27 protein-coding genes are annotated in these 23,471 nt (G+C 68.5%); 8 read left to right on the top strand and 19 right to left on the bottom strand.

Translation table 11 applies throughout. The annotated features are described in order from the left end of the window. Window positions 1-233 precede the first annotated feature (233 nt). From EGK63_RS06020 to EGK63_RS06010, 3 genes are all read left to right on the top strand, one after another. Window positions 234-1,727, top strand: a complete 1,494-nt coding sequence (locus tag EGK63_RS06020) for a methyl-accepting chemotaxis protein (protein ID WP_125900392.1) — start codon at window positions 234-236, stop codon at window positions 1,725-1,727. 132 nt (window positions 1,728-1,859) lie between these two features. Continuing rightward, complete coding sequence (gene bioB / locus EGK63_RS06015; protein ID WP_125900391.1) at window positions 1,860-2,876, top strand: biotin synthase BioB; 1,017 nt, start codon at window positions 1,860-1,862, stop codon at window positions 2,874-2,876. Beyond that, complete coding sequence (locus EGK63_RS06010; RefSeq protein ID WP_125900390.1) at window positions 2,873-3,379, top strand: GNAT family N-acetyltransferase; 507 nt, start codon at window positions 2,873-2,875, stop codon at window positions 3,377-3,379. Before bioB ends, EGK63_RS06010 begins: the two co-directional genes overlap by 4 nt. Here EGK63_RS06010 and EGK63_RS06005 read toward each other — a convergent pair. The 8 genes from EGK63_RS06005 to rsfS form a co-directional block, all read right to left on the bottom strand. Continuing rightward, a complete protein-coding gene (locus EGK63_RS06005; RefSeq protein WP_125900389.1) occupies window positions 3,376-3,720 on the bottom strand; it encodes a hypothetical protein in 345 nt (114 codons plus the stop codon). The genes EGK63_RS06010 and EGK63_RS06005 overlap by 4 nt on opposite strands. Before the next feature lie 53 nt (window positions 3,721-3,773). Then, a complete protein-coding gene (locus EGK63_RS06000; RefSeq protein ID WP_125900388.1) occupies window positions 3,774-3,971 on the bottom strand; it encodes a hypothetical protein in 198 nt (65 codons plus the stop codon). A gap of 50 nt (window positions 3,972-4,021) precedes the next feature. Then, window positions 4,022-4,999 (bottom strand): hypothetical protein, encoded by a 978-nt coding sequence (locus EGK63_RS05995; RefSeq protein ID WP_125900387.1) that lies wholly within the window; start codon window positions 4,997-4,999, stop codon window positions 4,022-4,024. A 170-nt stretch (window positions 5,000-5,169) separates the two neighbouring features. Further along, window positions 5,170-6,411 carry a divergent polysaccharide deacetylase family protein gene (locus EGK63_RS05990; RefSeq protein ID WP_371412931.1) on the bottom strand — a complete coding sequence of 414 codons (1,242 nt, stop codon included), beginning with the start codon at window positions 6,409-6,411 and terminating at the stop codon, window positions 5,170-5,172. A gap of 225 nt (window positions 6,412-6,636) precedes the next feature. Further along, the gene (locus EGK63_RS05985; RefSeq protein WP_125900386.1) at window positions 6,637-8,073 is read right to left on the bottom strand and encodes a S41 family peptidase; all 1,437 of its coding nucleotides are present in this window, start codon (window positions 8,071-8,073) and stop codon (window positions 6,637-6,639) included. A gap of 347 nt (window positions 8,074-8,420) precedes the next feature. After that, window positions 8,421-9,515 (bottom strand): murein hydrolase activator EnvC, encoded by a 1,095-nt coding sequence (locus EGK63_RS05980; protein WP_125900385.1) that lies wholly within the window; start codon window positions 9,513-9,515, stop codon window positions 8,421-8,423. Continuing rightward, window positions 9,515-9,979, bottom strand: coding sequence for a 23S rRNA (pseudouridine(1915)-N(3))-methyltransferase RlmH (gene rlmH, locus EGK63_RS05975; protein ID WP_125900384.1), 465 nt, complete (start codon window positions 9,977-9,979; stop codon window positions 9,515-9,517). Before rlmH ends, EGK63_RS05980 begins: the two co-directional genes overlap by 1 nt. A 4-nt stretch (window positions 9,980-9,983) precedes the next feature. Next, on the bottom strand, window positions 9,984-10,418 hold the full coding sequence (rsfS, locus tag EGK63_RS05970) for a ribosome silencing factor (RefSeq protein WP_207896348.1): 435 nt from the start codon (window positions 10,416-10,418) through the stop codon (window positions 9,984-9,986). A 228-nt stretch (window positions 10,419-10,646) separates the two neighbouring features. Here rsfS and EGK63_RS05965 point away from each other — a divergent pair, with 228 nt between their 5' ends. Together EGK63_RS05965 and EGK63_RS05960 are read left to right on the top strand one after the other, a co-directional pair. Continuing rightward, window positions 10,647-11,840, top strand: a complete 1,194-nt coding sequence (locus EGK63_RS05965) for an acyltransferase (RefSeq protein ID WP_243637595.1) — start codon at window positions 10,647-10,649, stop codon at window positions 11,838-11,840. Further along, on the top strand, window positions 11,837-12,361 hold the full coding sequence (locus tag EGK63_RS05960; RefSeq protein ID WP_125900383.1) for a DUF4440 domain-containing protein: 525 nt from the start codon (window positions 11,837-11,839) through the stop codon (window positions 12,359-12,361). Before EGK63_RS05965 ends, EGK63_RS05960 begins: the two co-directional genes overlap by 4 nt. A gap of 18 nt (window positions 12,362-12,379) precedes the next feature. On the opposite strand, the gene EGK63_RS05955 is transcribed toward EGK63_RS05960, so the two are convergent. The 5 genes from EGK63_RS05955 to EGK63_RS05935 all read right to left on the bottom strand — a co-directional run bounded on the left by EGK63_RS05955 (window position 12,380) and on the right by EGK63_RS05935 (window position 14,866). Then, the gene (locus tag EGK63_RS05955; protein ID WP_040346317.1) at window positions 12,380-13,042 is read right to left on the bottom strand and encodes a nicotinate-nucleotide adenylyltransferase; all 663 of its coding nucleotides are present in this window, start codon (window positions 13,040-13,042) and stop codon (window positions 12,380-12,382) included. Between the two features lie 173 nt (window positions 13,043-13,215). Then, window positions 13,216-13,833, bottom strand: a complete 618-nt coding sequence (locus tag EGK63_RS05950; RefSeq protein WP_125900381.1) for a DUF6655 family protein — start codon at window positions 13,831-13,833, stop codon at window positions 13,216-13,218. Then, the gene (locus tag EGK63_RS05945; RefSeq protein ID WP_125900380.1) at window positions 13,830-14,270 is read right to left on the bottom strand and encodes a VOC family protein; all 441 of its coding nucleotides are present in this window, start codon (window positions 14,268-14,270) and stop codon (window positions 13,830-13,832) included. Before EGK63_RS05945 ends, EGK63_RS05950 begins: the two co-directional genes overlap by 4 nt. Before the next feature lie 8 nt (window positions 14,271-14,278). Beyond that, window positions 14,279-14,518, bottom strand: coding sequence for a zinc-finger domain-containing protein (locus EGK63_RS05940; RefSeq protein ID WP_125900379.1), 240 nt, complete (start codon window positions 14,516-14,518; stop codon window positions 14,279-14,281). A gap of 57 nt (window positions 14,519-14,575) precedes the next feature. Continuing rightward, entirely contained in the window at window positions 14,576-14,866 is a 291-nt protein-coding gene (locus tag EGK63_RS05935) for a hypothetical protein (protein ID WP_125900378.1), read from the bottom strand. A gap of 187 nt (window positions 14,867-15,053) precedes the next feature. Between EGK63_RS05935 and EGK63_RS05930 the strand changes: the two genes are divergently transcribed. Next, complete coding sequence (locus tag EGK63_RS05930) at window positions 15,054-16,028, top strand: ABC transporter ATP-binding protein (protein WP_125900377.1); 975 nt, start codon at window positions 15,054-15,056, stop codon at window positions 16,026-16,028. Between the two features lie 134 nt (window positions 16,029-16,162). Here the strand turns inward: EGK63_RS05930 and EGK63_RS05925 are convergent, their stop codons facing one another. Beyond that, window positions 16,163-16,573: a Tat pathway signal protein gene (locus EGK63_RS05925; protein WP_125900376.1), complete on the bottom strand. Its 411-nt coding sequence runs from the start codon at window positions 16,571-16,573 to the stop codon at window positions 16,163-16,165. A 77-nt stretch (window positions 16,574-16,650) separates the two neighbouring features. Between EGK63_RS05925 and EGK63_RS05920 the strand changes: the two genes are divergently transcribed. Further along, a complete protein-coding gene (locus tag EGK63_RS05920) occupies window positions 16,651-17,127 on the top strand; it encodes an RNA pyrophosphohydrolase (protein ID WP_125900375.1) in 477 nt (158 codons plus the stop codon). 288 nt (window positions 17,128-17,415) lie between these two features. Here EGK63_RS05920 and EGK63_RS05915 read toward each other — a convergent pair whose 3' ends face one another. The 5 genes from EGK63_RS05915 to EGK63_RS05895 form a co-directional block, all read right to left on the bottom strand. Continuing rightward, entirely contained in the window at window positions 17,416-17,685 is a 270-nt protein-coding gene (locus tag EGK63_RS05915; RefSeq protein ID WP_003167474.1) for an ATP synthase F1 subunit epsilon, read from the bottom strand. 3 nt (window positions 17,686-17,688) lie between these two features. Further along, the gene (gene atpD / locus EGK63_RS05910) at window positions 17,689-19,212 is read right to left on the bottom strand and encodes a F0F1 ATP synthase subunit beta (protein ID WP_125900374.1); all 1,524 of its coding nucleotides are present in this window, start codon (window positions 19,210-19,212) and stop codon (window positions 17,689-17,691) included. Window positions 19,213-19,249: 37 nt separating this feature from the next. Further along, the gene (locus EGK63_RS05905) at window positions 19,250-20,119 is read right to left on the bottom strand and encodes a F0F1 ATP synthase subunit gamma (RefSeq protein ID WP_125900373.1); all 870 of its coding nucleotides are present in this window, start codon (window positions 20,117-20,119) and stop codon (window positions 19,250-19,252) included. A gap of 37 nt (window positions 20,120-20,156) precedes the next feature. Next, complete coding sequence (gene atpA / locus EGK63_RS05900) at window positions 20,157-21,689, bottom strand: F0F1 ATP synthase subunit alpha (RefSeq protein WP_125900372.1); 1,533 nt, start codon at window positions 21,687-21,689, stop codon at window positions 20,157-20,159. Between the two features lie 67 nt (window positions 21,690-21,756). Next, window positions 21,757-22,311, bottom strand: coding sequence for a F0F1 ATP synthase subunit delta (locus EGK63_RS05895; protein WP_125900371.1), 555 nt, complete (start codon window positions 22,309-22,311; stop codon window positions 21,757-21,759). Window positions 22,312-22,643: 332 nt separating this feature from the next. On the opposite strand from EGK63_RS05895, the gene EGK63_RS05890 reads away from it, so the two are divergent. Beyond that, window positions 22,644-23,471: a TerC family protein gene (locus tag EGK63_RS05890; protein WP_125900370.1), complete on the top strand. Its 828-nt coding sequence runs from the start codon at window positions 22,644-22,646 to the stop codon at window positions 23,469-23,471.

Raw genomic sequence — 23,471 nt, 5'->3', positions numbered from 1 at the left:
AGAAATGTCTTTCGGCCACTGTCGGGGGATCGCCGTCGCTATAGCGCGGCGCGGCGGCGGGAGCAATCAAGACATAAGGATGTCTTTATATGAGCGGCCGCTCACCTGAATCGCGGGCCCTCCGAAGCGGTTAAGGGAATCTACGCAATCCGGGCTTAACCCGGCCAATACCCTCTTGGTGACAAGGGGCATTAAGGGCTCTCCCCCGCCCTGCCGTTGAAACGAGTTGCGTCATGGCTTCCCACGAGATCGACCGTCGCATGAACTTCATGGGGCTGGGTCGGCCGTCCGCCGGTTACAGCGCCATCTCCCCCCTTCTGCGCCGCAACGCGCCCCTGGCCCTGGCCGCCTTCTACGACAAGGTGCGCGCCGAGCCCGAGACCCGCCGCTTCTTCCGTGACGAAGGCCATATCACCGCGGCCAGCAACGCCCAGCAGCGACACTGGGACGCCATCATCGACGGCCGCGCCGACGAAGACTACGCCGCCTCGGTGCGCACCATCGGCCGCGTCCACGCCCGCATCGGCCTGGAGCCGCGCTGGTACATCGGCGGCTACAGCGTCATCCTGGCCCATCTGACCCGCGCCATCATCGAGCGGCCCAGGAAGCTGTTCGCCAATCGCCGCGAACACGACCGCATCACCGCCGAGGCCGTGGCCGAGCTGAACCAGCGGGTCATGCTGGACATGGACCTGGCCATCTCCATCTACCTGGACGCCCTGCAGGAAGAGCGCGACCGCGTGCAGGCCGAGCACGCCGCCGCCGAGGCGCGTCAGGCCGAAGTCGTGCGCGCCCTGGGCGCCGCCCTGCACAGCCTGGCCGACAACGACCTGTCGGTGACCATCCCGGACGTCTTCCCCGAAGAATACCGCTCGCTTCAGAACGACTTCCACGCCGCGACCCGTGCCCTGCGCACCGCCGTGCGGGCCGTGGCCGACAGCGTCGAGAGCCTGAGCGCCGGCTCCAGCCAGTTGGCCGTCGCTTCCGAAGATCTGGCCAGCCGCACCGAGCGCCAGGCCGCCAACCTGGAGCGTACGGTCGCCGAAGCGGACGCCATCGCCCGCCAGGTCGCCTCGACCGCGGACGGCGCGCGCCAGACCGCCGAGGCCCTGGCCGCCGCCCGCGCCGATGTCGAACACACGACCCGGGTGGTGGGCGACGCCGTATCCGCCATCCACGCCATCGCCGAATCCTCGACCGAGATCGGCCGCTTCACCAGCCTGATCGACGAGATCGCCTTCCAAACCAACCTGCTGGCGCTGAACGCCGGGGTCGAGGCCGCCCGCGCGGGCGACGCCGGGCGCGGCTTCGCCGTGGTGGCCCAGGAAGTGCGCGCCCTGGCCCAGCGCTCGTCCGAGGCCTCGGGCGAGATCCGCACGCTGATCTCCACCTCCTCGGCCCAGGTGGCGCGCGGCGTCGACCTGGTCGAGCGCACCGGCGCGGCGCTGGAGCGCATCGGCGCCAAGGTCTCGGCCGTCGACGGCCTGGCGGGCGGCATCGCCGGCTCCGCCCAGGAACAATCCGACGGCCTGGCCCGCGTCCGCCGCGCCATGGGCGAGATGGACGACATCACCCAGCAGAACGCCGCCATGACCGAGGAGGCCACCGCCGCCGCTCGCCAGCTGGCCAATGAGGCCGTCAGCCTGAACCAGCAGGTCGCCCGCTTCCGCCTGGATCGCTCGGTCGCCGCCGGCGCCGCCGCGACGGGACCGCGCCTGGTCGCCTGATCCGACGCGCGTTCAAAGGCTTCTCAGAGCAGTATGACGTCGCCCGCGTCGCCGAGATCACACAGTGGCGCAACGCCGTGCGATCAACACAGGCTTGGCGGATCGGGAGCAAGTCGTCTAAGCCGTCGTCCCATGGCTGACGACGCATCGATCCGACCCGCCCGCGATTTCTCGATCCCCCGTCACGACTGGACGCTGGAGGAGGTCGAGGCCCTGTTCGCCCGCCCCTTCATGGAGCTGGTGTTCGAGGCGGCGACGGTGCACCGGCGCACCTTCGACCCGAATGAGGTGCAGAAGTCGCAGCTGCTGTCGATCAAGACCGGCGGCTGCGCCGAGAACTGCGGCTACTGCTCGCAGTCGGCCAGCTTCAAGACCGGGCTCAAGGCCGAGAAGCTGATGGAGCCCACCGCCGTCATCGCCGAGGCCATGGCGGCCAAGGCGGGCGGAGCCAGCCGCTTCTGCATGGGCGCCGCCTGGCGCGAGTTGAAGGACCGCGACACGCCCAAGCTGGCGGCCATGATCTCGGGCGTGAAGGCGCTGGGTCTGGAGACCTGCGCCACCCTGGGGATGCTGAACGCCGATCAGGCGAAGCAGCTGAAGGACGCGGGCCTCGACTACTACAACCACAACCTCGACACCGGGCCTGAGTACTACGCCGAGGTGGTGACGACCCGCTCCTATCAGGACCGGCTGGAGACGCTGCAGCACGTCCGCGACGCGGGCATGAACACCTGCTGCGGCGGCATCGTCGGCATGGGCGAGAAGCGCCGCGACCGCGCGGGCCTGCTGCACGCCCTGGCCACCCTGCCCGTCCACCCCGACAGCCTTCCGGTCAACGCCCTGGTCCCCGTCGGCGGCACGCCGCTGGGCGAGCGGGTGCTGAAGGAAGGCGAAATCGACCCGATCGAGTTCGTCCGCACCGTCGCCGTCGCCCGCCTGGTCTGCCCCAAGTCGATGGTCCGCCTGTCCGCCGGGCGCGAGGGCATGACGCCGGAGATGCAGGCCCTGTGCTTCCTGGCCGGCGCCAACTCCATCTTCGTCGGCGGCAAGCTGCTGACCACGCCGAACCCGGAAGAGGACGTCGACGCCAGGCTGTTCGCCCTGCTGGACCTCAAGCCCATGCCCGCCAAGGGTTGCGACGCCCATTGATCCGGGTCCGCCCGACGCGCGGAACGGACATCGACCGTCTGGAGGCTGTGGAGCGGTCGGCGGCGACGCTGTTCCGCACCCTGCCCGATCTGGCCTGGATCGCCGACGACCACGTCGCCGGACCTGAGGCTCATGCGCGCGCCGTAGCGCAGGGCCTGTCCTGGGTCGCCGTCGATGCAGAGGATCAGCCCGTCGGCTTCCTGATCGCCGCCGAGGCGGACGCGGACCTGCATATCCTTGAGTTGTCAGTCTCTGCTGAACATCAAGGGCGCGGCGCCGGACGGGCGCTGATGGCGGCCGCGCGCCACGCAGCCGAAGCCCGCGCCAAACAGGCCCTGACACTGACCGCCTTCAGCACCGTTCCCTGGAATGCGCCCTTCTATGCGCGCCAGGGCTATGCGGCGCTGACGTTTGCAGAAACGCCCGCCTATCTGCGCGAGACCCTGGCCGCAGAGGCCGCCCGCGGCCTGACCGACCGCGCCGCCATGCGGCTGACGCTTTAGCCCTGCCGGGCGAGCCAGCCTCGCACCAGCCTGAGGTGCAGAGCGTGAGCGCCGATCCAGGCCAGCCCCATGACGATCAGGGCGCCGAAGTAACGCCGCGCGTCCGCGCTCTCCAGCGGCCCCAACAGACTCGCCATCGCCGTGGGAAGCAGAGTCAAGGCCGCCAGAACAGGCGTGAAGCTCAGGGCGACGTCACGTGGCGCACGCCATATGGGCCGCCCGTCAAAGCCCCACTGCATCGGCAGCCGCGTCTCGCGCGGCAGGCCTCTCGCGGCGCGCCAGGACATGGCCGCCGACACGGCCACGGAAGTCAGAGCCAGGAACAGAGCGAACACCGTCATATCGACAGACGATCACGTCTATCCGAGCTGATCAAGCCAAAGGCCCCGTCGGACTACTTGCTCATCCAGGGGCGCGACGCCCCGCTCTTGATGCGAGCCGCCTGTTCGCGCTGGAAACGGCCGCCGCGCGGCGGCTTGGGCCGGGCGTCGATCGCCGCCTTCTTGAGCCGCAGCGCCCGCTGAACGGGCGTCTCGCCAGGAAGGGAGTCCGCAGGTTCGGCGGCGGGGGCGTGATCGTCGTCAATGGTCATGCCGACGACAGTAGCACGTTCGCGCCTCTGAGGGACGACAGACCCGTTCCCTAGGATCCGCCTCGCGGAGCACGCAGATCACGGGCCATGACATCCGCCACCGCTCCCGCCTGCGCCCGGACCGACGCCCAGTCCGGGCGTGGCCCGTAAAGGGCGACGAGATAGGCGCGATCCCACTCGGTAAGACCCTGCTGCGCATCTCCCGAAAAGAGATTCAGGATCGTGTCGAACCCTTGCGTTTCCGCTCGTGGATCAAGCTGAGCCAGACTGATCAGAGCAATGTAGTCGCCCAACTGGGTCGTGTTGACGTCGCCGGTCATGTCCGTGTCGACGATCACCATGGTCTTAAACAGCGCGTCAACGACTTGGGTGCTCAAACGGCCCGGCCCCTTTCGACGCACAATAGGAGAGGCGGCTGCGACGCAGTCGTTGGGATTGCACCCCAAGATCGCCGCCAGCTGGCTATCGACTATCCCGCCGACCGCATCCCCTGGCATCCTTACGACCGCCCGACCGGTCTCGCTATCGACGGGAAGGCTCAGCGACCACCAGCGGACGGGACGCTCTGCGTCCAGAAAATCCTGGAACGCCGTCGTGTCGCGATGCATGCCCGTCACGTTCTGACGAAAAAGCCGGGGGTTGTCGGCGTTCATCGTTCTCGCCAGCCCGCGGCCGTCATTCGTGAAGATCACGACCACATTGGGATGGCAGCCCGGCTCGCCAGTCCGCAGGTCCAAGCTTGCGGCGGTCTGGGTGATCCGATCTATGACGGCCTGGGCGGCCTCACGCTCAAGATTGACGACACCAGGGCAAATCTCGCGACGCCACAGCGCCAGGCCTCGCCCGCGCGCAGGCGCGCCGACCCGCCCGACGAAATCGCGGGCCGCTTCCTGCACCGGTCGGCCTCGCACCATCAGATCCGGCAAGACGGTGGCGTCCGGGCTCGGCGCGTCCTGTGCATGCGCAGTCCCAAACAGGCTCAGAACGACAGCCGCGACAATTCCCATGTTCCGCATAAGGGTCTCCATGTCGCGGCCACCTCACGTAACCACGCTACCCGTCCACATAGGCCGCCAACATGAAGAGAAAGGCAAGCAGCACGGGCTTCTTTGACGGGCGCAGGACGGCGCCGGATGAAGGGCTGGCGAGTTCGAAGCACCGATGGCGCTGACCGCCATCAGGCGGGCGTCTTCCCGACTTACCGTCCTGGCCGTCGGGTCATCGCCGAAGCGGGCGCCAACTGGAGGCCGCGAGCCTCCAGACCCGCCGTCCAGCGGGCGGCGGCCTCGACGGTGACGGGGTAGGAGAAGCCGGTCCCCAGCGCCGCGCCGTTGGTCTTGGCGGCGGCCTCCAAGGCGTTGAACTGACGCAGGATGGCGGCGGGGGTCTGTTCCTCGTCGACGACACGGTCGGCGCTGGCGCGGGCGAAGGCGCCGGGGCGGCGGCGCATGGAGCCGTCGTCGAGGAAGGCCAGGCCGCGCTGGCGCAGGTTGGTCATCAGGGCCGTCACGCCTTCGTCCGAGGTCGCGAACCGGTCGCCCAGATAGTTGGTCACGCCGAAATAGCCGGTGGCGCGCGCCAGCAGCCAATCCAGCTTGACCGCTACGTCGTCGGCGCCGCCGGACGACAGCAGGGTGTAGGGGCCGGGGTCGTTGTCAGGATAGCCGGTCGGCTCCATAGGCAGTTCGATCATCACCTCATGGCCGTGGGCGCGGGCCATGTCGATCCAGGTCTGAAGACCCTCGGCGTAGGGCACGAAGGAGAGCGTCACCTCGGCGGGCAGGCGCTCGATCGCCGCGCGCGTCGTGGCGCTGTTCAGGCCCAGCCCGCCGACCACCAGGGCCACCATCGGCTTGCCGTTCGAGCGGAAGGGCCGGGCGTAGGCCTGAGCCGGGACGCGGCCGTCGGCGGCGATGCGCGGCAGGGGGCCGTTGGGGCCGGGCTGGAACAGGCCCGCGATCGGCGCCTTGGGCAGGGGGTTGGAGGGCGCGCGCACCGGGGCGCTGAAGCCCTGGCCCGAGGCCACGCTGGCGCCGTCCGGCAGGGTGATGAGGGCCTCGCCCGCCATGCCTGCGCCCTCTTCGCCCATCAGGGCCGGGTCGATGGGGCCAAGGTCTTGATAGATGTCCAGGCCGCTGAAGCCGAAGGCCTCGGCCCCGGTCGGGGCCGTGTCGGCGGCGGCGGGCCGCTCCAGCACGGCGCTGGCCGTCGGCGCGCCCGCGCGCGGGTCGCCCAGCACCGCGACGAACAGGGCGGCGGCGCCGATGACGAAGACCCCGGCCGCGCCCGCCGCGACGGGCGGCTTCTTCAGGGCGTTCAGGACCGGCTCCATGGCGACGCGCGACCGGGGCTCCGGCGGCGCGCCTGCGGCGGCGGCGAGGGCGGACTGGCGCTTGGCGAACATGGTCAGGGCGTCGGCTCGGGCTTGCAGGCGCCGCACAGACGCGGCGCCCCTCAGCCTCAGTTAAGCCCTGCGTCGGTTAAGAAAGCCTAACGGCGCGTTCACCACGTTTGCGGCTACTCAAACCGTCGTCATTCCCGGGCGTGTCCCGGGAATCCATAAACACGACCGATGGGGTCGAAACGCCGCGCCCCTGAACCCGACCGGCGCGGATATGGCTCCCCGGGACAAGCCCGGGGATGACTAGGAAAGGGGAGACGCCCCTTAGTCAGGCTTCGGCTTGTTCTCTGGCGTGATATCAGGCGGCAGCGTCGGGCGCTCCGTCGGCGTGACCGTAACCTTGGGCGTCGCGGCCTCGGCCGTCTCGACCTTCTCCTCGCCTGGCTCGGTGATGACGATCCCCTCGGGCGCAGCGGCCAGTTTGGTCAGGTCGCCGCCGGCCCGCAGCACGTCCAGCGCCCGCTGCAACTGATAGTCCTTGTCCTTGGCGTAGTCGGCGCCCGGCGCCTCACGCGGGGTGTGCGGGCCCTTGCGCTCGGCCCCGATGGAGGAGTCCAGCGCCGTCGAATAGGCCGCCTCGGAATAGATGAAGCTGGAGCGCGAGACGATGCGCGCCTCGGCCTCGGAGCGCGCGACCTCCAGGTCCGGCTCGATGCCGATCTTCTGGATCGAGCGGCCCGACGGCGTGTAGTAGCGCGCCGTGGTGATCGACAGGGCGCCGTCCTGGCCGCCGCGCAGCGGGATCACCGTCTGCACCGAGCCCTTGCCGAAGCTGGTCAGGCCGACGACGGTGGCCCGCTCCTGGTCCTTCAGGGCGCCCGCCACGATCTCGGACGCCGAGGCCGAGCCGTAGTTGATCAGCACCACCACCGGCAGGCCGCCGGTCAGGTCGCCCGGCTTGGCGGCGTAGCGTTCGATGTCCTCGGGCTTGCGGCCGCGCTGGCTGACGATCTCGCCGCGCTCCAGGAAGGCGTCGGACACGTCGATGGCCGCCGTCAGCAGGCCGCCGCCGTTGTTGCGCAGATCCAGCACATAGCCCTTCAGACCCGGTTTCTCGCGCTTCAGCCGTTCGATCGTCTCGGTCAGCTCGCGCCCGGTGTTCTCGTTGAAGGTCGAGACGCGCAGGTAGCCGAAGTCGCCTTCCAGGCGGCCGGTGACGGATTCGACCTTGATGACCTCGCGCGTCAGCACGACCTCGCGCGGCTCCTCGCCGTCGCGCAGGAAGGTGACGGTGACGCTGGTGCCCGTGGCGCCGCGCAACTTGTCCGACACCTCGGACACGGTCAGCCCGGCCGCATTCTGTCCGTCAATAGCGCTGATGACGTCGCCGGCCTGAACGCCGGCGCGGCCCGCCGGGCTGTCGTCCATCGGCGAGATGACCTTCACCAGCCCGCCCTCGGAGGTGATGGTCAGGCCGACGCCCGAATATTCGCCGGAGGTCCGCTCGCGCAGGTCGCCGAAGGCCCTAGCGGGCAGGTAGTTGGAGTGGGGATCAAGCGCCGTCATCATCCCCTGCAGGGCGGCCTCGATCAGCTTCTTGTTGTCGACAGGAACGACATAGGCCTGCTCGACGATGCCCAGAACATCGCCGAACAGCTCCAGCATGCGGAAGGTCTCGTTACGCGGCGTCTGGCCGGCCACAGCGGCAGCCGATCCGCCCAGAACCAGGGCGGCCGCCCCGACGAGAAGCAGTTTACGCATTCGATCTCTTTCCATCGGATCCGCTTTCGGCTCCGGTCGTCCAGGGCGGCGCGAGCGCCACGACGGCGCGCACGACAGTTGCGCCGATACAAACAGCGTCCGCGCCGATTTGAAAGGAATTTCGCGCGGTTGGCGGGAGAGAGCTTGCCGGATGACGTCGCCTGCCGCCTGCGCCTCTCCCGCTGGCCGTCATCCTCGGGCTTGACCCGAGGATCGAGTGCAGAACGCCCCCGACCTATCCTGGGCCACGCAGACGGAAGGCCCGATCCTCGGGTCAAGCCCGAGGATGACGGCAGGAAGGCGGATAACGGCGAGAAGGCGGATGACGGCGGGAGACAGAGCCCCCGCTACTGCAGCCAGGGCGCGGGATCGATGGGCCGTTCCTGGCGGCGCAGTTCGAAATAGGCTTCGCCGTCCTCGCCGGTGCGGCCCAAGGTCTGGCCGTCCCCGACACGCTGGCCGGTCTCGACCTCCAGCCTGTCCAGGCCCGCGATCACGGCCCGCCAGCCGGGGCCGAGGTCGAGGATCACCACCTCCCCCCATTCCTTCAGCGGCCCGGCGTAGGCGACGCGGCCCGCCGCCGGCGCGCCGACCGCCTCATGGCTGGAGCGCCAGCTCCACCCCGCCGAGCGGCCGCCGAAGCGTTGCGAGGGCGTTCCCGCAATGGGCGGCGTCAGGCGGCTGCGGCCCGCAGGCAGACGGGCGGCCGGAGCTTCTTCCGGCGCCTCGGCGACCCGAGGCGTCTGGCCGCCCAGTTCGCGGATACGCGCCTCCAACGCCTTGGTCGCGCGCTCGGCCCGCGCCGCCTCGGCCCGCAGGACCGAACGCAGGGCGGTCTTGCGCGCCGTCAGCCCCTCGATCTCGGCGCGACGGTCGTTCTGGGCGCTTTCGACGGTGAACAGCCGCTCGCTGGACAGGGCGGCCAGGCGGCGGATGCGGCCGATCTCGGCCTGACGTTCGACCAGGGTTTCAGCCCGGTCCTGAAGCTCGGGCGTGATGGCGCGGATCAGGATGGAGGCCCGCACCGTATCCACCGCCTTGTCGGCCGGGATCAGCAGCGGCGGCGGCGGCTCGCGGCTCATCATCTGCAGGGCGGACAGCAGCCGCCCCTGCGCCGCGCGCTCGCGCGACAGGGCGGCCAGCAGGGCCGCTTCACGATCGCCCAGCTCCTTCAGCCGAGCGCGCTGGGCGTCCAACTGCACGTCGTCCTCCGCCTCGGCGCGGCGCAGCTCGCGCAACTGGCGGTCCAGATCGACGATCTCCTCGGCGGCGGCGGCGGCCTCGGCCCTCAGGCGGCGGGCGCGGGCCGTCTCGTCGCGATACTCGGCCTGAAGCCGGGTCAGTTCGGCGTTCGGCTGGGCCGTGCGCTGACCGGCCGCAGGTCCAGCAAGGGCCAGCAGCAGGCAAGAAGAGGTCAGAAGAAGGACGGCCCCGGATCGCATCAGTCGCGATGATAGGGCGAACCGGCCAGGATGGTCACGGCCCGATACAGCTGCTCGGCCAGCATGGCGCGGGCCAGGGCGTGGGGCCAGGTCTGCGGCCCGAAGGCCAGGGTCGAGCGCGCGGCGCGGCGCACGCTTTCGTCCAGACCGTCGGCGCCGCCGATGACGAAGACCAGCCGCCGCTCGCCCTGATCGCGCAGAGCCGCCACATGGTCGGCGAAGGCGCGCGAGGAATAGGTGCGTCCCCGCTCGTCGCAGGCGATCAGGTGCGCGCCCTCGGCGGCGGCCAGCAGCAGCTCGGCCTCCGGCGCCTTGCCGGGCTTCTTCGGTTCAAGGTCGATGAGTTCGAGGGGGCCCAGACCCAGCGGCCGCCCCGACAGGGTGGCCCGCCGGGCGTAGTCGTCGGCCAGGGCGGCCTCGGGACCGCGGCCCGGCTTGCCGATGGCCGCGATCGCCAGCTTCATGAGGTCAGTCCCGGGCGGGGCCGCCGCGGTGGGCGCTGTCGACCGCCCAGATCTTCTCGATGTTGTAGAAGGTGCGCACTTCCGGGCGGAACAGGTGGACGACGACGTCGCCCGCATCCAGCAGCACCCAGTCGCAGTGCGGCAGCCCCTCGACCTTCACCTTGCCCAGGCCCAGTTCCTTGAACAGGCGCAGCAGGTGGTCGGCGATGGCGCCGACGTGGCGGTGCGAGCGACCCGAAGCCACGATCATGGCGTCGGTCATCGGGCTCTTGCCGCGCAGGTCGATCAGGACGATGTCCTGCGCCTTGTCGTCGTCGAGTTTGGCGAGGACGGCCTTCTCCAGCTCGGTCGCGCCGACCGGCAGAGGCTGGCGCTCGTCGCTACTGGGGCCGTCCTCGGCCTGACCGTCTTCGGAATGGACGGAATCCATCAGGTCCATTTCGTGCGCCGCATTCGAAACGGCGTCTTGCGCATCGTGCGCGGTCGAGGGGGTCAGCGGAGGGCTCCGAGGCGATTACTAAAAGCCGATGATAGCACGCCTCGTGCAAAACGTCACCCACGCCAGGGACGAGCCCCCCCGCGCCTCCCTTCCGGCGGCCTCCGGCGAGGGGCGCGCCGTAAAACTGCGTAGACGGATCATGAGCCAGGCTCGTGGAGGGGCGCTGCCGTGACCAGGAATGAAACCGTCGCCAGGGCTGCGCCAGCGCGCGAAAGCAAGGCGGCCGGGGCGTCAGACCGTGCGCCGCCCCACCCCTTCCCCCCGGTGATGGAGCCGCTGACCAGCGTCCGCTTCCTGCTGGCGCTGGGGGTGGTGCTTTTCCACTATCAGCTGATGTGGACCCTGCCGCCCGAGGCCGCCGGCCTGCTGAACCGGGCGCGTCTGGGGGTCGACGTCTTCTTCATCCTGTCGGGCTTCATCCTCGCCCACGTCTATCTGCAGGGCGAAGGACCGCCGGACTACAGGCGCTTCATCGTCGCGCGGTTCGCCCGCGTCTATCCGGCCCACGCCGCCATCATGCTGGGGATGCTGGTCATGGTGCTGGGCGCGGGACTGGTCGGCGTCGGCCTGGAGCCTGGCCGTTTCAACGCGCCCGACTTCATCCAGTCCATGCTGCTGACCCAGGCCTGGTTCCCGCGCTCCACCATGGTGCTGTGGAACGGCCCCGCCTGGTCCCTGTCCGCCGAGTGGTTCGCCTATCTGATCTTCCCCGTCTACGCCTGGATCGCCTTGCGCCTGAGGGATCGGCCCGTCGTCCTGATCGCCCTGGCGATCGCGCTGTTCGCTGTGCTGGACGCCGGCTACCGCATGGCCTTCGGCGTCATCCTGCCGCGCGCCGAAGACAATCTGGGCGTTCTGAGAATTCTGCCTGAATTCCTGTTCGGCATCGGTCTCTACTTCCTGGGCCAGCGCCTGCGCCTCAGCTCCAGGACCGCGATCGCCGCCGTGATCCTCGCCAGCCTGGCCATGCTGGCCGCCATGCAGGCCTCGCTGGACGACCGGCTGATCGTGGCCCTGGCCGGGCCGCTGATCCTCAGTCTGGCCCTGCTGGCCAAGTCCGGGGCGCGCACCTTCCTGTCGAACCCCGTCTGGCTGTTCGCGGGCGAGGCCTCCTACGCCCTCTACCTGGTCCACATTCCGCTGGTAATGGTCTGGCGCAATGCGATGCAGGCGCTGCTGGGCCTGGACGGCGACTACCGCATGAGTCCCCTCGAACTGGCCGCGTTGCTCGCCCTCACCCTCGCCGCCGCCGCCGTGATTCACATCGCCGTCGAACAGCCCGGCCGCAGGCTCCTGCGTCGCCGGCTCAACCGTCCCGGCGCGCGCGCCGGCGCCCCGCTCACCCAAGGAGAAACCGGATGAACCGCCTGCCCGTCGCCGCCCTGCCCGCCATCCTGGCCGGCTTCATGATCGCCCATGCCCCCGTCGCATCCGCCCACGAGCCCGCCCCTCAGGCCGCACAGTCGGCCAGCGCCGCGCGCTCGGCGCCGCAGGCCGAGGTGCTGGCCGTGCTGCAAGGCTATCGCGCCAGCCTCAGCGCCCTGGACGCTCCGGCCGCCGCCCGCTTCTTCTGGCCGGACTCCCAGGTGTTCGAACAGGGCGGCGTCGAGGGCGACTTCGCCCGCTATCTGGAGCACCACCTGGGGCCGGAGCTGCTGGTCTTCTCGGCCTTCGAGATGATCGACCCGGTCGTGCGCGTCGTCGTCGCGGGCGACACGGCCTATGCCACCGAGACCTATCGCTTCCGTATCGCCTTCAAGGACGCCGCCCGCGCCCCGGTCGAGCGGCAAGGCGTCGCCACCAGCGTGCTGGAGCGGCGCAACGGCGAATGGCGCATCCTCAGCTACCACTCGTCGTCGCGAGCGCCGCGCACGGCGCACTGAGGGAACAGGCCCGCGCCTTCACCCCGCCGCGCGCGTCGCGCGGATGGCTGTGGAGGAGCGGTGATTCAGCGGCGCCGTCAGATAGGTCCAGGCCGGCGCTTCCAGATTGGGCAGCAGTCCGGCCTGGGCGGCGGGAATGCGATAGCGGGCGAACCGCGCCGCCGCCGGGGCCGTGCGACTGTCCAGCAGGCTGCCCGGCCGGGCGATAACCGCCACCGGCATCAACCGCATGATGTCGGTCCAGCCCCTCCAGCGATGGAATCCCGCCAGATTGTCCGATCCCATCAGCCAGACGAAATGCACGCCGGGATGGCGGGCGACGACGGCGCGCAGGGTATCGACGGTCCAGCGCGTGCCCGCCCGCGTCTCGAAATCTGAGACGATCATGGCCGGGCCGACGCTCGCGGCCACGGCGCGCGCCGAGGCCATGCGTTCGGCCAGGGGCGCGGTCTCGTGCTCGGATTTCAGCGGATTCTGCGGCGAGACCAGCCAGACCACCCGGTCCAGGTCCAGCCGCTGCATAGCGGTGGCCGCCACATGGGCGTGGCCGTCGTGAGCCGGATTGAACGAGCCGCCGAACAGGCCGACCTTCATCCCCGGCGCCAGATCCAGCCCGTCGCGCAGGGCGCCTCGGCGAAGACCGGAGCCTTTCGGCGCGGGACCGGCGTGGAAGAAGGACAAGGGCGTCTCTTGCGGCGGCGGCGAACAGATGAGCGCGGCCAACGCCTTATGCTCACCTGCGCCCTAACACGGTCCGAAGCGGCTGTCTCGCTCCGCGAACGGAGCGAGAGGCCTGACCATTTTCGGTTCAGTCGGAATCGACTGAACCCAGAACAATGGTCCAAATATTCGCGCTAGAATTCCTTCCAGCTCGAGCCCGGATCACGCTCGCCCGGCTGGGCCAACTGCTGGCCCCAGGTGATCATCATGAAGGCCTTGTGGCTGCGGATCTTGTACTGGCCGATCATCGGCGTGACGGCGCCCAGCGGCATCCCCGTGCGCGCGTCGTAGAGGAAGCCCGAAAACTCGGCCACGCCCATGCGGTCGCGGTTGGAGTAGAGCGACAGCTCCGGCAGGGAGACGACGTTCAGGCTCTCGTTGATCGGCACCCGCATGTCGGGAATGCCCACCACCCGGCGCAGCTGGTCCAGCGACAAGGCCCCGGCGCGCACCTCGAAGATGGCGTCGGCCTCGCCGCGCTCGCGCACGATGGCGTAGCCCGCCTCCGACAGGGCGGCGCGGATGGCGCTCAGCGCATAGCGGGCGTTCTCGGCCTGGAAATAGGTCTCGTCGACGAAGACGCGCGCGCCCTGGGGGATCGGCAGGGTCAGACCCTCGACCGCGCGATCGGCGGCGCGGTTGACCAGCAGCATGTCCGTGGCCGTCCGCGCCGGATTGGTCTCCGTCACCGAGGCGCAGGCGCCCAGGCTCAGGACCGCCAGACCCAGGATCAGCCGCGCCGAAACGCTCACCAGGCGCCCACGTTCGGCATGGAGGCCCACGGCTCGGCCGGAGCCAGGCGCTCGCCCGCCTGCAGCAGCTCGATCGAAATCCCGTCCGGCGAGCGGACGAAGGCCATGTGGCCGTCGCGGGGCGGACGGTTGACGACGACGCCGCCGTCCATCAGCCGCTGGCAGGCGGCGTAGATGTCGTCGACCTGAAACGCCAGATGGCCGAAGTTGCGGCCGCCGTCGTAGTCCTGATCGTCCCAATTATAGGTCAGCTCGACCTCGGGCGACTTCTCGGCCTCGGCGCGGGCCTTGTCGGCGGGCGCGGCCAGATAGACCAGGGTGAAGCGCCCGGCCTCGTAATCCGCGCGGCGCGTCTCCTCCAGACCCAGCAGGTCGCGGTAGAAGCGCATCGAAGCGTCCAGATCCTTCACCCGGACCATGGTGTGCAGATAACGCACGGCCGGCCTCAGTGCGCCTCAGGCGGACGGGCCGCAGGATCGAGGTATTCGCTCTCGGGGTGCGGATGGTCCGACAGCACGAAGCGGCGGTCGCAATAGCCGCATTCGATGAAGTCGTCCTCGCCCATGTCCATATAGACCAGCGGGTGGCCAAGGGCCCCGCCGCCGCCGTCGCAGGCGACGCGCTTGGTCGAGACCACGACTTCTTCGGGCGGAGGAATGACGGCGTCGAGATGGCGGGGAGGCATGATCCGGTCCGGTCTGGAAAGGCTTTGCGCCGTTCCTAGGCGGACCGGACCGTCAGGTCAAACGTCAGAGGGAGCGGCCTTGCGGCCCATCACCTTATCGAACAGGGCCTTGCGCTTCTTGAACAGGGTCAGGCCCAGGCAGCCCGCCCCGACCCACAGGCCGATCTCGCCGATCACGGCGGCGACCGCGGCGATGATCGCCGCCTGGGCCATCGGCAGATAGTCCAGCTTGCCCGCCAGCAGGGCCAGGGCGAAACCGGCGTAGCCGACGGCGCAGACGCCCATGGCGGCGAAGCCGATGATGCGGGTGCGGGTCAGGGGTTTGCGGGCGGCGACGGCGGTGGTCATGGTGTGTCCTCGTCTATGAAAGTTGTCTTTATGACAAGCAACCTAGACATAACATTTGCGCACATCAAGCACCATTTACATATCGTCTCGCAACCTTGTCCCCCATATGCGCCAGCGGCTTGGCGAACGGCCTTGCGCGCCCTACCTATGCCGTCCGCCCCGCCCTGCCCGAGTTGAAGTCCGCCTCATGACCCAAGCGCCCCGTCTGCCCGTCAACGCCATCGAGGTCAGGGGGCTGAAGAAGACCTACAAGGGCTCGCGCAAGTCGCCGCCGAAGACGGCCCTGCGCGGGGTCGATCTGACGGTGCCGCGCGGCTCGATGTTCGGCCTGCTGGGGCCCAACGGCGCGGGCAAGTCGACCCTGATCAACATCATCGCGGGCGTGGTGAACAAGTCGGAAGGCACGGTCCGCATCTGGGACCGCGACATCGACCATGAGGCGCGCGACGCCCGCTCGGCCCTGGGCGTGGTGCCGCAGGAAATCGTCGCCGACGTCTTCTTCACTCCGCGCGAGGCGCTGGAGGTGCAGGCGGGCTTCTACGGCGTGCCCGCCAACGAGCGACGCTCGGACGAACTGCTGGCGGCGCTGGGCCTGTCGGACAAGGCCAACGCCTATGTCCGCGCCCTGTCTGGCGGCATGAAGCGACGCCTGATGGTTGCCAAGGCCCTGGTGCACAATCCGCCCGTGCTGATCCTCGACGAGCCGACGGCGGGCGTGGACGTCGAACTGCGCCGCCAGCTGTGGGAGTACGTCCGCAAGATCAACGAGGAAGGGGTGACGGTGATCCTGACCACCCACTACCTCGAGGAGGCGCAGGAGCTGTGCGACACCATCGCCATCATCAACCGCGGCGAGGTCGTGGCCTGCGAGCCGACCGAACAGTTGTTGAAGCGGCTGGACACCCGCAACGTCGTGGTGACGCCCGAGACGGCGCCCGAGACCCTGCCCGCCCTGAACGGCTTTGCGGTCGCCCCGCGCGCCAACGGCGCCTTCGTCGTCACCTATCGGACAGGCGAGTCGAGCGTCGAACAGGTGCTGGCCGCCGTGCGCGCGGCGGGCGTGACCATCAAGGACATCGCCACCGAAGACCCGGACCTGGAGGACGTCTTCCTCGCCATGACCTACGGCGACACGAGCCGCCCCGACCCGACGCAGGACTGAGGGCGCGGGCGTCGCGACGCCCCTCCCTTCTACGCTTCGCACCTCGCTCCCTCTCCCCGCCGTCATCCTCGGGCTTGACCCGAGGATGACGGCATGTGTTGGAGGATGTGCGCGTATGTAAGCGGCGCCTCGCCTCAAACCACCATCACCGTGCCCAGCAGCAGCTTGGCCCCCGGCTTGCCCAGGATGGCGTCGGTGGCGTGCTGCAAGGCGACGACCAGCCATTCGACATTGGGCGGGGCGTCCGGCAGCAGCCGCTCGGCGGCGATGCGAACGATCTCGTTGTAGGCGGCGCTGAGGCGCGGCTGGGACAGCTGCGCCCGTTCCATCAGGGCGCCGTCGGCGATGTCGAGGCCCGTCTCGACCGTCATCACCCCGCGTCGCCCGTCGCGCCTCAGAACGGTAGCGGTGGCGGTGGGCAGGGACAGATAGCCCCCCTTGCCGCCGCCGCTCTTCTCAGGCGAAGCGTGCGCGGCGCCGGCCGCCGCGAGGCCGCCGAGCGCCACGCCATGCAAAGTCAGGCCGATCAGATGACGTCTGTCCATGACGCCACCCTAGTCGCGCCGCCTTTCCCGGACGTTGACGCCTAGCCCGCGACGAGACGGCGGCGTATGCGAAGGGCATGAGCATCGACCTGTCCCTCTATCGCCCCAACGTCGGGGTCGTCCTGTTCAACCCGGCCGGCCAGGTCTGGTTCGGCCGCCGCGCCGACACGCCCGAGCCGTGGAACTGGCAGTTCCCGCAGGGCGGCGTCGACGACGGCGAAGACCTGGAAGCCGCCGCCCGCCGCGAACTGCACGAGGAGACGGGCGTGCGCTCGATCGCCCTGCTGGGCCGCACGAGCGAGTGGATTCCCTATGACTTCCCCGAAGGCCTGCCGAGCCCCAAGAGCTGGAAGGGGCTGAAAGGCCAGCGCCAGCAGTGGTTCGCCTTCCGCCTGACCGGCCATGAGGACGAGATCGACCTGAACGCCCACGGCGAACCGGAATTCGACGCCTGGCGCTGGGGGCGGCTCGAAGAGGCGCCCAGCCTGATCGTGCCGTTCAAACGCCCGGTCTATGAGCAGGTGGCGCGGGTGTTCGGGGAATGGGCGGTTTGAGGCTCTGACGCTTCTCTAAAGACCAAGCGTCACTCTTCGGACCCCACTGCCGTCATCCTCGGGCTTGACCCGAGGATCCAGCCGTCCGTCTGCGGAACCTTGGCTAGGTGGAGCGCGCGCCGCACTGGATCCTCGGGTCAAGCCCGAGGATGACGGCGGAGATAATGGATGACGGCGTGAGGAGCGATGACGGCGGAGTTGGCGTCGGAGTTGGCGTCGGACATCGCGCACGAAAAAGGCCCCTCGCCGCAAGCGAGGGGCCTTTGATCGTTTCAGCGTCGCGAAAGCTTAGTTCGCGGTCAGCTCCGAAGCCTCTTCGGCCAGGATGGTCAGGCCTTCGCCGTTGACGTCGGCGAAGCCGCCCTTGACCTCGAAGCGGCGGCGCTGGGCGCCGTCATAGACCGTCACCACGCCTTCGCGCAGGGTGGTCATGAAGGGCGCGTGGCCCGGCAGGACGCCGAAGTCGCCCTCGACGCCCGGCGCATCGACCTGATCGACCGAACCGGCGAAGACTTCGCGTTCCGGGGCGACGAGGGAGAAGTTCAGCTTACCGGCCATGGCTTAGGCTTCCGCAGCCATCTTGGCGGCCTTCTCGACGGCCTCTTCGATAGCGCCGACCATGTAGAAGGCGGCTTCCGGCAGGTGGTCGTATTCGCCGTCGCAGATCGCCTTGAACGAGCGGATGGTGTCGGCCAGCTCGACGAACTTGCCCGGCGAGCCGGTGAACTGCTCAGCCACGAAGAAGGGCTGCGACAGGAAGCGCTGGATCTTGCGGGCGCGCGACACGACCAGCTTGTCGTCTTCCGACAGCTCGTCCATGCCCAGGATGGCGATGATGTCCTTCAGCGCCTTGTACTGCTGCAGGATTTCCTGAACGCGACGGGCGACCTGGTAGTGCTCCTCGCCGATCACCAGCGGGTCCATGATCCGCGAGGTGGAGTCCAGCGGGTCCACGGCCGGGAAGATGGCCTGGGCGGCGATGTCGCGGTTCAGAACCGTGGTCGCGTCCAGGTGGGCGAACGAGGCGGCGGGCGCCGGGTCGGTCAGGTCGTCGGCCGGGACGTAGATGGCCTGGATCGAGGTGATCGAGCCCTTCTTGGTCGAGGTGATGCGCTCCTGCAGGTTGCCCATCTCGGTGGCCAGCGTCGGCTGATAGCCCACGGCCGAGGGGATGCGGCCCAGCAGAGCCGACATTTCCGAACCGGCTTGCGTGAAGCGGAAGATGTTGTCGATGAACAGCAGGACGTCCTTGCCCTCTTCATCGCGGAAGTATTCGGCCTGGGCCAGACCGGTCAGGGCGACGCGGGCGCGGGCGCCGGGGGGCTCGTTCATCTGGCCGTAGACCAGGGCGCATTTGGAGCCTTCGCCGCCGCCGGCGACGTTCACGTTCGACTCGATCATCTCGTGATACAGGTCGTTGCCTTCGCGGGTGCGTTCGCCCACGCCGGCCAGAACCGAATAACCGCCGTAAGCCTTGGCGATGTTGTTGATCAGTTCCTGCATGGTCACGGTCTTGCCGACGCCGGCGCCGCCGAACAGGCCGGTCTTGCCGCCCTTGGTGTAGGGGCAGATCAGGTCGATGACCTTAATGCCCGTGACCAGGATTTCCGACGAGGTCGACTGCTCTTCGAACGAAGGCGCCTCGCGGTGGATCGGGCGGAACTCGGTGGTCTTGATCGGCCCGGCTTCGTCGATCGGCTGGCCGACGACGTTCATGATGCGGCCCAGCGTGCCCGGACCGACCGGCGCCATGATCGACTTGCCGGTGTCGACGACGGCCTGGCCGCGCGTCAGACCTTCGGTCGTGTCCATGGCGATGGTGCGGACCATGTTCTCACCCAGGTGCTGGGCGACTTCCAGAACCAGGGTGAAGGGCTCGCCCGTCTTCTGGTCGACGTTCTGGGTTTCCAGAGCGTTCAGGATGCCCGGCAGGTGGCCGTCGAACTCAACGTCGACGACGGCGCCGATGACCTGGGCGATCTTGCCCTGGGCCGTGACGGCGGCGACGGCCTTCGGAGCGGCGGCCTTCTTGGGAGCGGCCGGCTTCTTGGCGGCGGGTTTCTTCGGGGCGGTGGTGTCGGTCATCGGTGCTTGTCCGTGTCGAATGTCAGCTGTGTCGGGATCAGAGCGCTTCAGCGCCGGCGATGATCTCGATCAGCTCGGTGGTGATCTGAGCCTGGCGGGAACGGTTGTACTGCAGCGTCAGGGCGCTGATGAGATCGCCCGCGTTGCGCGTGGCGTTGTCCATCGCAGCCATCTGGGCGCCGAAGAAGCCGGCCTGGTTTTCCAGCAGGGCGGCCAGGATCTGCGTCGTCAGGTTGCGCGGCAGCAGGGTCTCGAGGATGTCCTCTTCCGACGGCTCATACTCATAGAGCGCGCCGGCCTCGGCCGAGGCGTCCGCGTCGACTTCGGCCGGAGCCAGCTGACGCAGCGACGGAACCTGAGAGATCACCGACTTGAACTGGCTGTAGAAGAGGGTGACCTTGTCGGCCTCGCCCGCTTCGAACTTCTCGGCCAGCAGCTCGGCGATCGGCTGGGCCGAGTGCAGGCCCACCGTCTTGTGCTCGCTCAGTTCGAAGGTCTTGACGACCTTGTCGCCGAACAGGCGGGTCAGCTGGTCGCGCGACTTGCGGCCGACGGCCACGATCTCGACCGTCTTGCCGTTGGCGATCAGGCTGTTGATGTGGTCCCGCGCGGCGCGGATGACGTTGGTCGAGAACCCGCCCGCCAGGCCTTTGTCGGCCGTGGCGACGACGACCAGATGCTTCTGGTCGGCGCCGGTTCCGGTCATCAGGCGCGGGCCGTCGTCGCCGACGCCGGCCGCCAGGTTGGCGATGACCGAGGCCATCCGCGACGCATAGGGGCGGGCGTTCTCCGCCTGCTCCTGGGCGCGCTTCAGCTTGGCCGCCGCGACCATCTGCATGGCTTTCGTGATCTTCTGCGTCGCTTTGACGCTTCCGATCCGATCGCGCATTTCCTTGAGGCTAGCCATCCGGCTCTGCTCTTCCTTTGACTACAGGGCCGAACGGTTAGGCGAAGGTCTTGGCGAAGGCCGCCAGGATGTCCTTCAGCTCGGCTTCCAGCTCGGGCGTCAGGGCCTTCTTGGTGCGGATGCCGTCCAGCAGCGAGGCGTGGTTGGCGTGAACGCGGGCCAGCAGTTCGCTCTCGAAACGGCCGACGTCCGAAACGGCGATGCCGTCCAGGTAGCCGCGCGTACCGGCGTAGATCGAGACGACCTGCTCTTCGACGGCCAGCGGCGAGTACTGCGGCTGCTTCAGCAGCTCGGTCAGGCGGGCGCCGCGCGCCAGCAGCTTCTGGGTCGAGATGTCCAGGTCCGAGCCGAACTTCGCGAAGGCGGCCATTTCACGATACTGGGCCAGCTCGCCCTTAATCGAACCAGCGACCTGCTTCATCGCCTTGATCTGGGCCGAGGAGCCCACGCGCGACACCGAGATGCCGACGTTCACGGCCGGACGGATGCCCTGATAGAACAGGTCCGATTCCAGGAAGATCTGGCCGTCGGTGATCGAGATCACGTTGGTCGGGATGTAGGCCGACACGTCGTTGGCCTGGGTTTCGATGATCGGCAGGGCGGTCAGCGAGCCCGAGCCGTAGTCCTCGTTCAGCTTGGCCGAACGCTCCAGCAGGCGGCTATGCAGGTAGAAGACGTCGCCCGGATAGGCTTCACGGCCCGGCGGACGGCGCAGCAGCAGCGACATCTGGCGATAGGCCACGGCCTGCTTGGACAGGTCGTCATAGATGATCAGGCCGTGCATGCCGTTGTCGCGGAAATACTCGCCCATGGCGGTGCCGGCGAACGGAGCCAGGAACTGCAGCGGGGCCGGCTCCGACGCCGTGGCGGCCACGACGATGGTGTATTCCAGCGCGCCCGACTCTTCGAGGGTCTTGACGATCTGGGCCACGGTCGAGCGCTTCTGACCGATGGCGACGTAGATGCAGTACAGCTTGGCCGACTCGTCGTCCGACTTGTTGACGGCCTTCTGGTTCAGGATGGTGTCGATGGCGACGGCGGTCTTGCCGACCTGACGGTCGCCGATGATCAGCTCGCGCTGGCCGCGGCCGACCGGGATCAGGGTGTCGATCGCCTTCATGCCCGTCTGCATCGGCTCGTGAACCGACTTGCGCGGGATGATGCCGGGGGCCTTCACGTCGACGCGGCGACGCTCGGTGAACTGGATCGGGCCCTTGCCGTCGATCGGCTCGCCCAGCGGGTTGACGACGCGGCCCAGCAGGCCCTTGCCGACCGGCACGTCCACGATCTCGCCCAGGCGGCGCACGTCGTCGCCCTCGGCGATGGCGGCGTCCGCGCCGAAGATCACGGCGCCGACGTTGTCGCGCTCCAGGTTCAGGGCCATGCCCTTCACGCCGGCCTTGGTGAACTCGACCATTTCACCGGCCTGGACGTTGTCCAGACCGTGAATGCGCGCGATGCCGTCGCCGACCGACAGCACCTGGCCGACGTCCGAGACGTCGGCTTCCACGCCGAAGTTGGCGATCTGCGACTTGAGGATGGCCGAGATTTCGGCGGCGCGGATATCCATGATTGGCTCTTTCGGCTTTCGTCTTCGGTGCGGGCCCGCTGGCCCGGCTTGATCTGGAATTCGGGGCTTAGGCGCGCTTCAGCGCAAAGGTCATCTGGTCGAGCTTGGTCTTCAGCGAGGCGTCGAACAGCTTCGAGCCCACCTTGACCTTCAGGCCGCCCAGGATCGTCGGATCGACGCGGGCGGTCAGTTCGGGGTCGCGACCCAGGGCGGCGCGCAGCTCGGCCTGGATCTTCTTGGTCTGGGCGGCGCTCAACGCCACGGCCGAGACCACCTCGGCGGCCACGACGCCCGTCTTCTTGGCGTAGAGCGCCTCGAAGCCGGCGATCACGCCCGGCAGGTCCGACGCGCGACCGTTCTGGCCCAGCAGGCCCAGGAAGTTGCGCGTCGTCGCATTGAACTTGGCCTTTTCGGCGATGGCGGCCAAACCCTTGGCCTGATCCGCCGACGCCACGACGGGCGAAGTGGCGAGGCGGCGCAGGTCCGCGCTGTCCAGCCAGCCCGCCTTTAGCGCAGCCAGATCGGCGCGCACGGCGTCGAGCGCCCCCGTCTCGTCCGCGAGGTCGAACAGCGCTTGTGCATACCGTCCGCCGACTTCCGTCGTCCTGAAATCGTCCGCCACTTATATTTGGTCCGCGTCTGAAGCGTTTGGATCAAGACCGGCCGCAGTCGCCTGCGCCAGCCAAGGGCCTGAAATGCTTGTAGAAAGCACGCTGGGGACGCATCTTTCGATACGCCCTTCGCTAAAGCCGCGCGGCTGATACCATGCAAGGCCTCGCCTCGCAACCGAGGGGCGCGGAACGATAACGCCGCACCCGCGCTCTCTTTGGTCGAATAGGACCGGTCAAGCTGGGTTCGACAGGAGGGCCTGCGACGACGACGACGCCATCCGACGCTTGATGCGCGCTCACGCTCCCGTTACCGAAAAACTTCCAACACCCTTCAGGAACCCCGATGCTCGAAAGCATAACCCCGCTGTTGACCGATCCCGCCGCCTGGGCGGCCCTTGTGACCCTCGTGGTCATGGAGGTGGTGCTGGGGATCGACAACCTGATCTTCATCTCGATCCTCTCGAACAAGCTCCCGCCCGAGCACCGCCAGCGCACGCGCCGTATCGGCATCGGCCTGGCGCTGATCATGCGCCTGGGCCTTCTGGCCACCATCGGCTGGATCGTCGGCCTGACCCAGCCGGTCTTCGACCTGGGCTTCCACGGCGAGACCTTCGACACCGCCTTCTCCTGGCGCGATCTGATCCTGATCGCCGGTGGCCTCTTCCTGGTCTGGAAGGCCACCAAGGAGATCCACCACGCCGTCGACGTCACCCCGTCGAACGACATGCTGGAGAAGGACAAGAAGGACGTCGTCATCAACAACGTCGGTTCGGCCATCTTCCAGATCATCCTGCTGGACCTGGTGTTCTCGGTGGACTCCATCCTGACCGCCGTGGGCATGACCGATCACATCCCGATCATGATGATCGCGGTCATCATCGCCGTGACCGTCATGCTGCTGGCCGCCGATCCGCTGGCCAACTTCATCGACAAGAACCCCACCGTGGTCATGCTGGCCCTGGGCTTCCTGCTGATGATCGGCGCCGTGTTGATCGCCGACGGCTTCGGCGTCCACGTGCCCAAGGGCTACATCTACGCCGCCATGGCCTTCTCGGCCCTGGTCGAGGGCCTGAACATGTGGTCGCGCAACGCCCAGATCAGAAAGAACCAGGCCGAGGAAGCCGCCCAGGCCGCCCTCAACAAGGCCGAAACCGCCGAGCCCGGCGTCTAA

Source organism: Brevundimonas sp. 357, from assembly GCF_003938605.1.
Taxonomy (GTDB): domain Bacteria; phylum Pseudomonadota; class Alphaproteobacteria; order Caulobacterales; family Caulobacteraceae; genus Brevundimonas.
The sequence above is the reverse complement of the archived record's forward strand: the minus strand, read 5'-3'. Positions and strand labels throughout refer to the sequence as shown.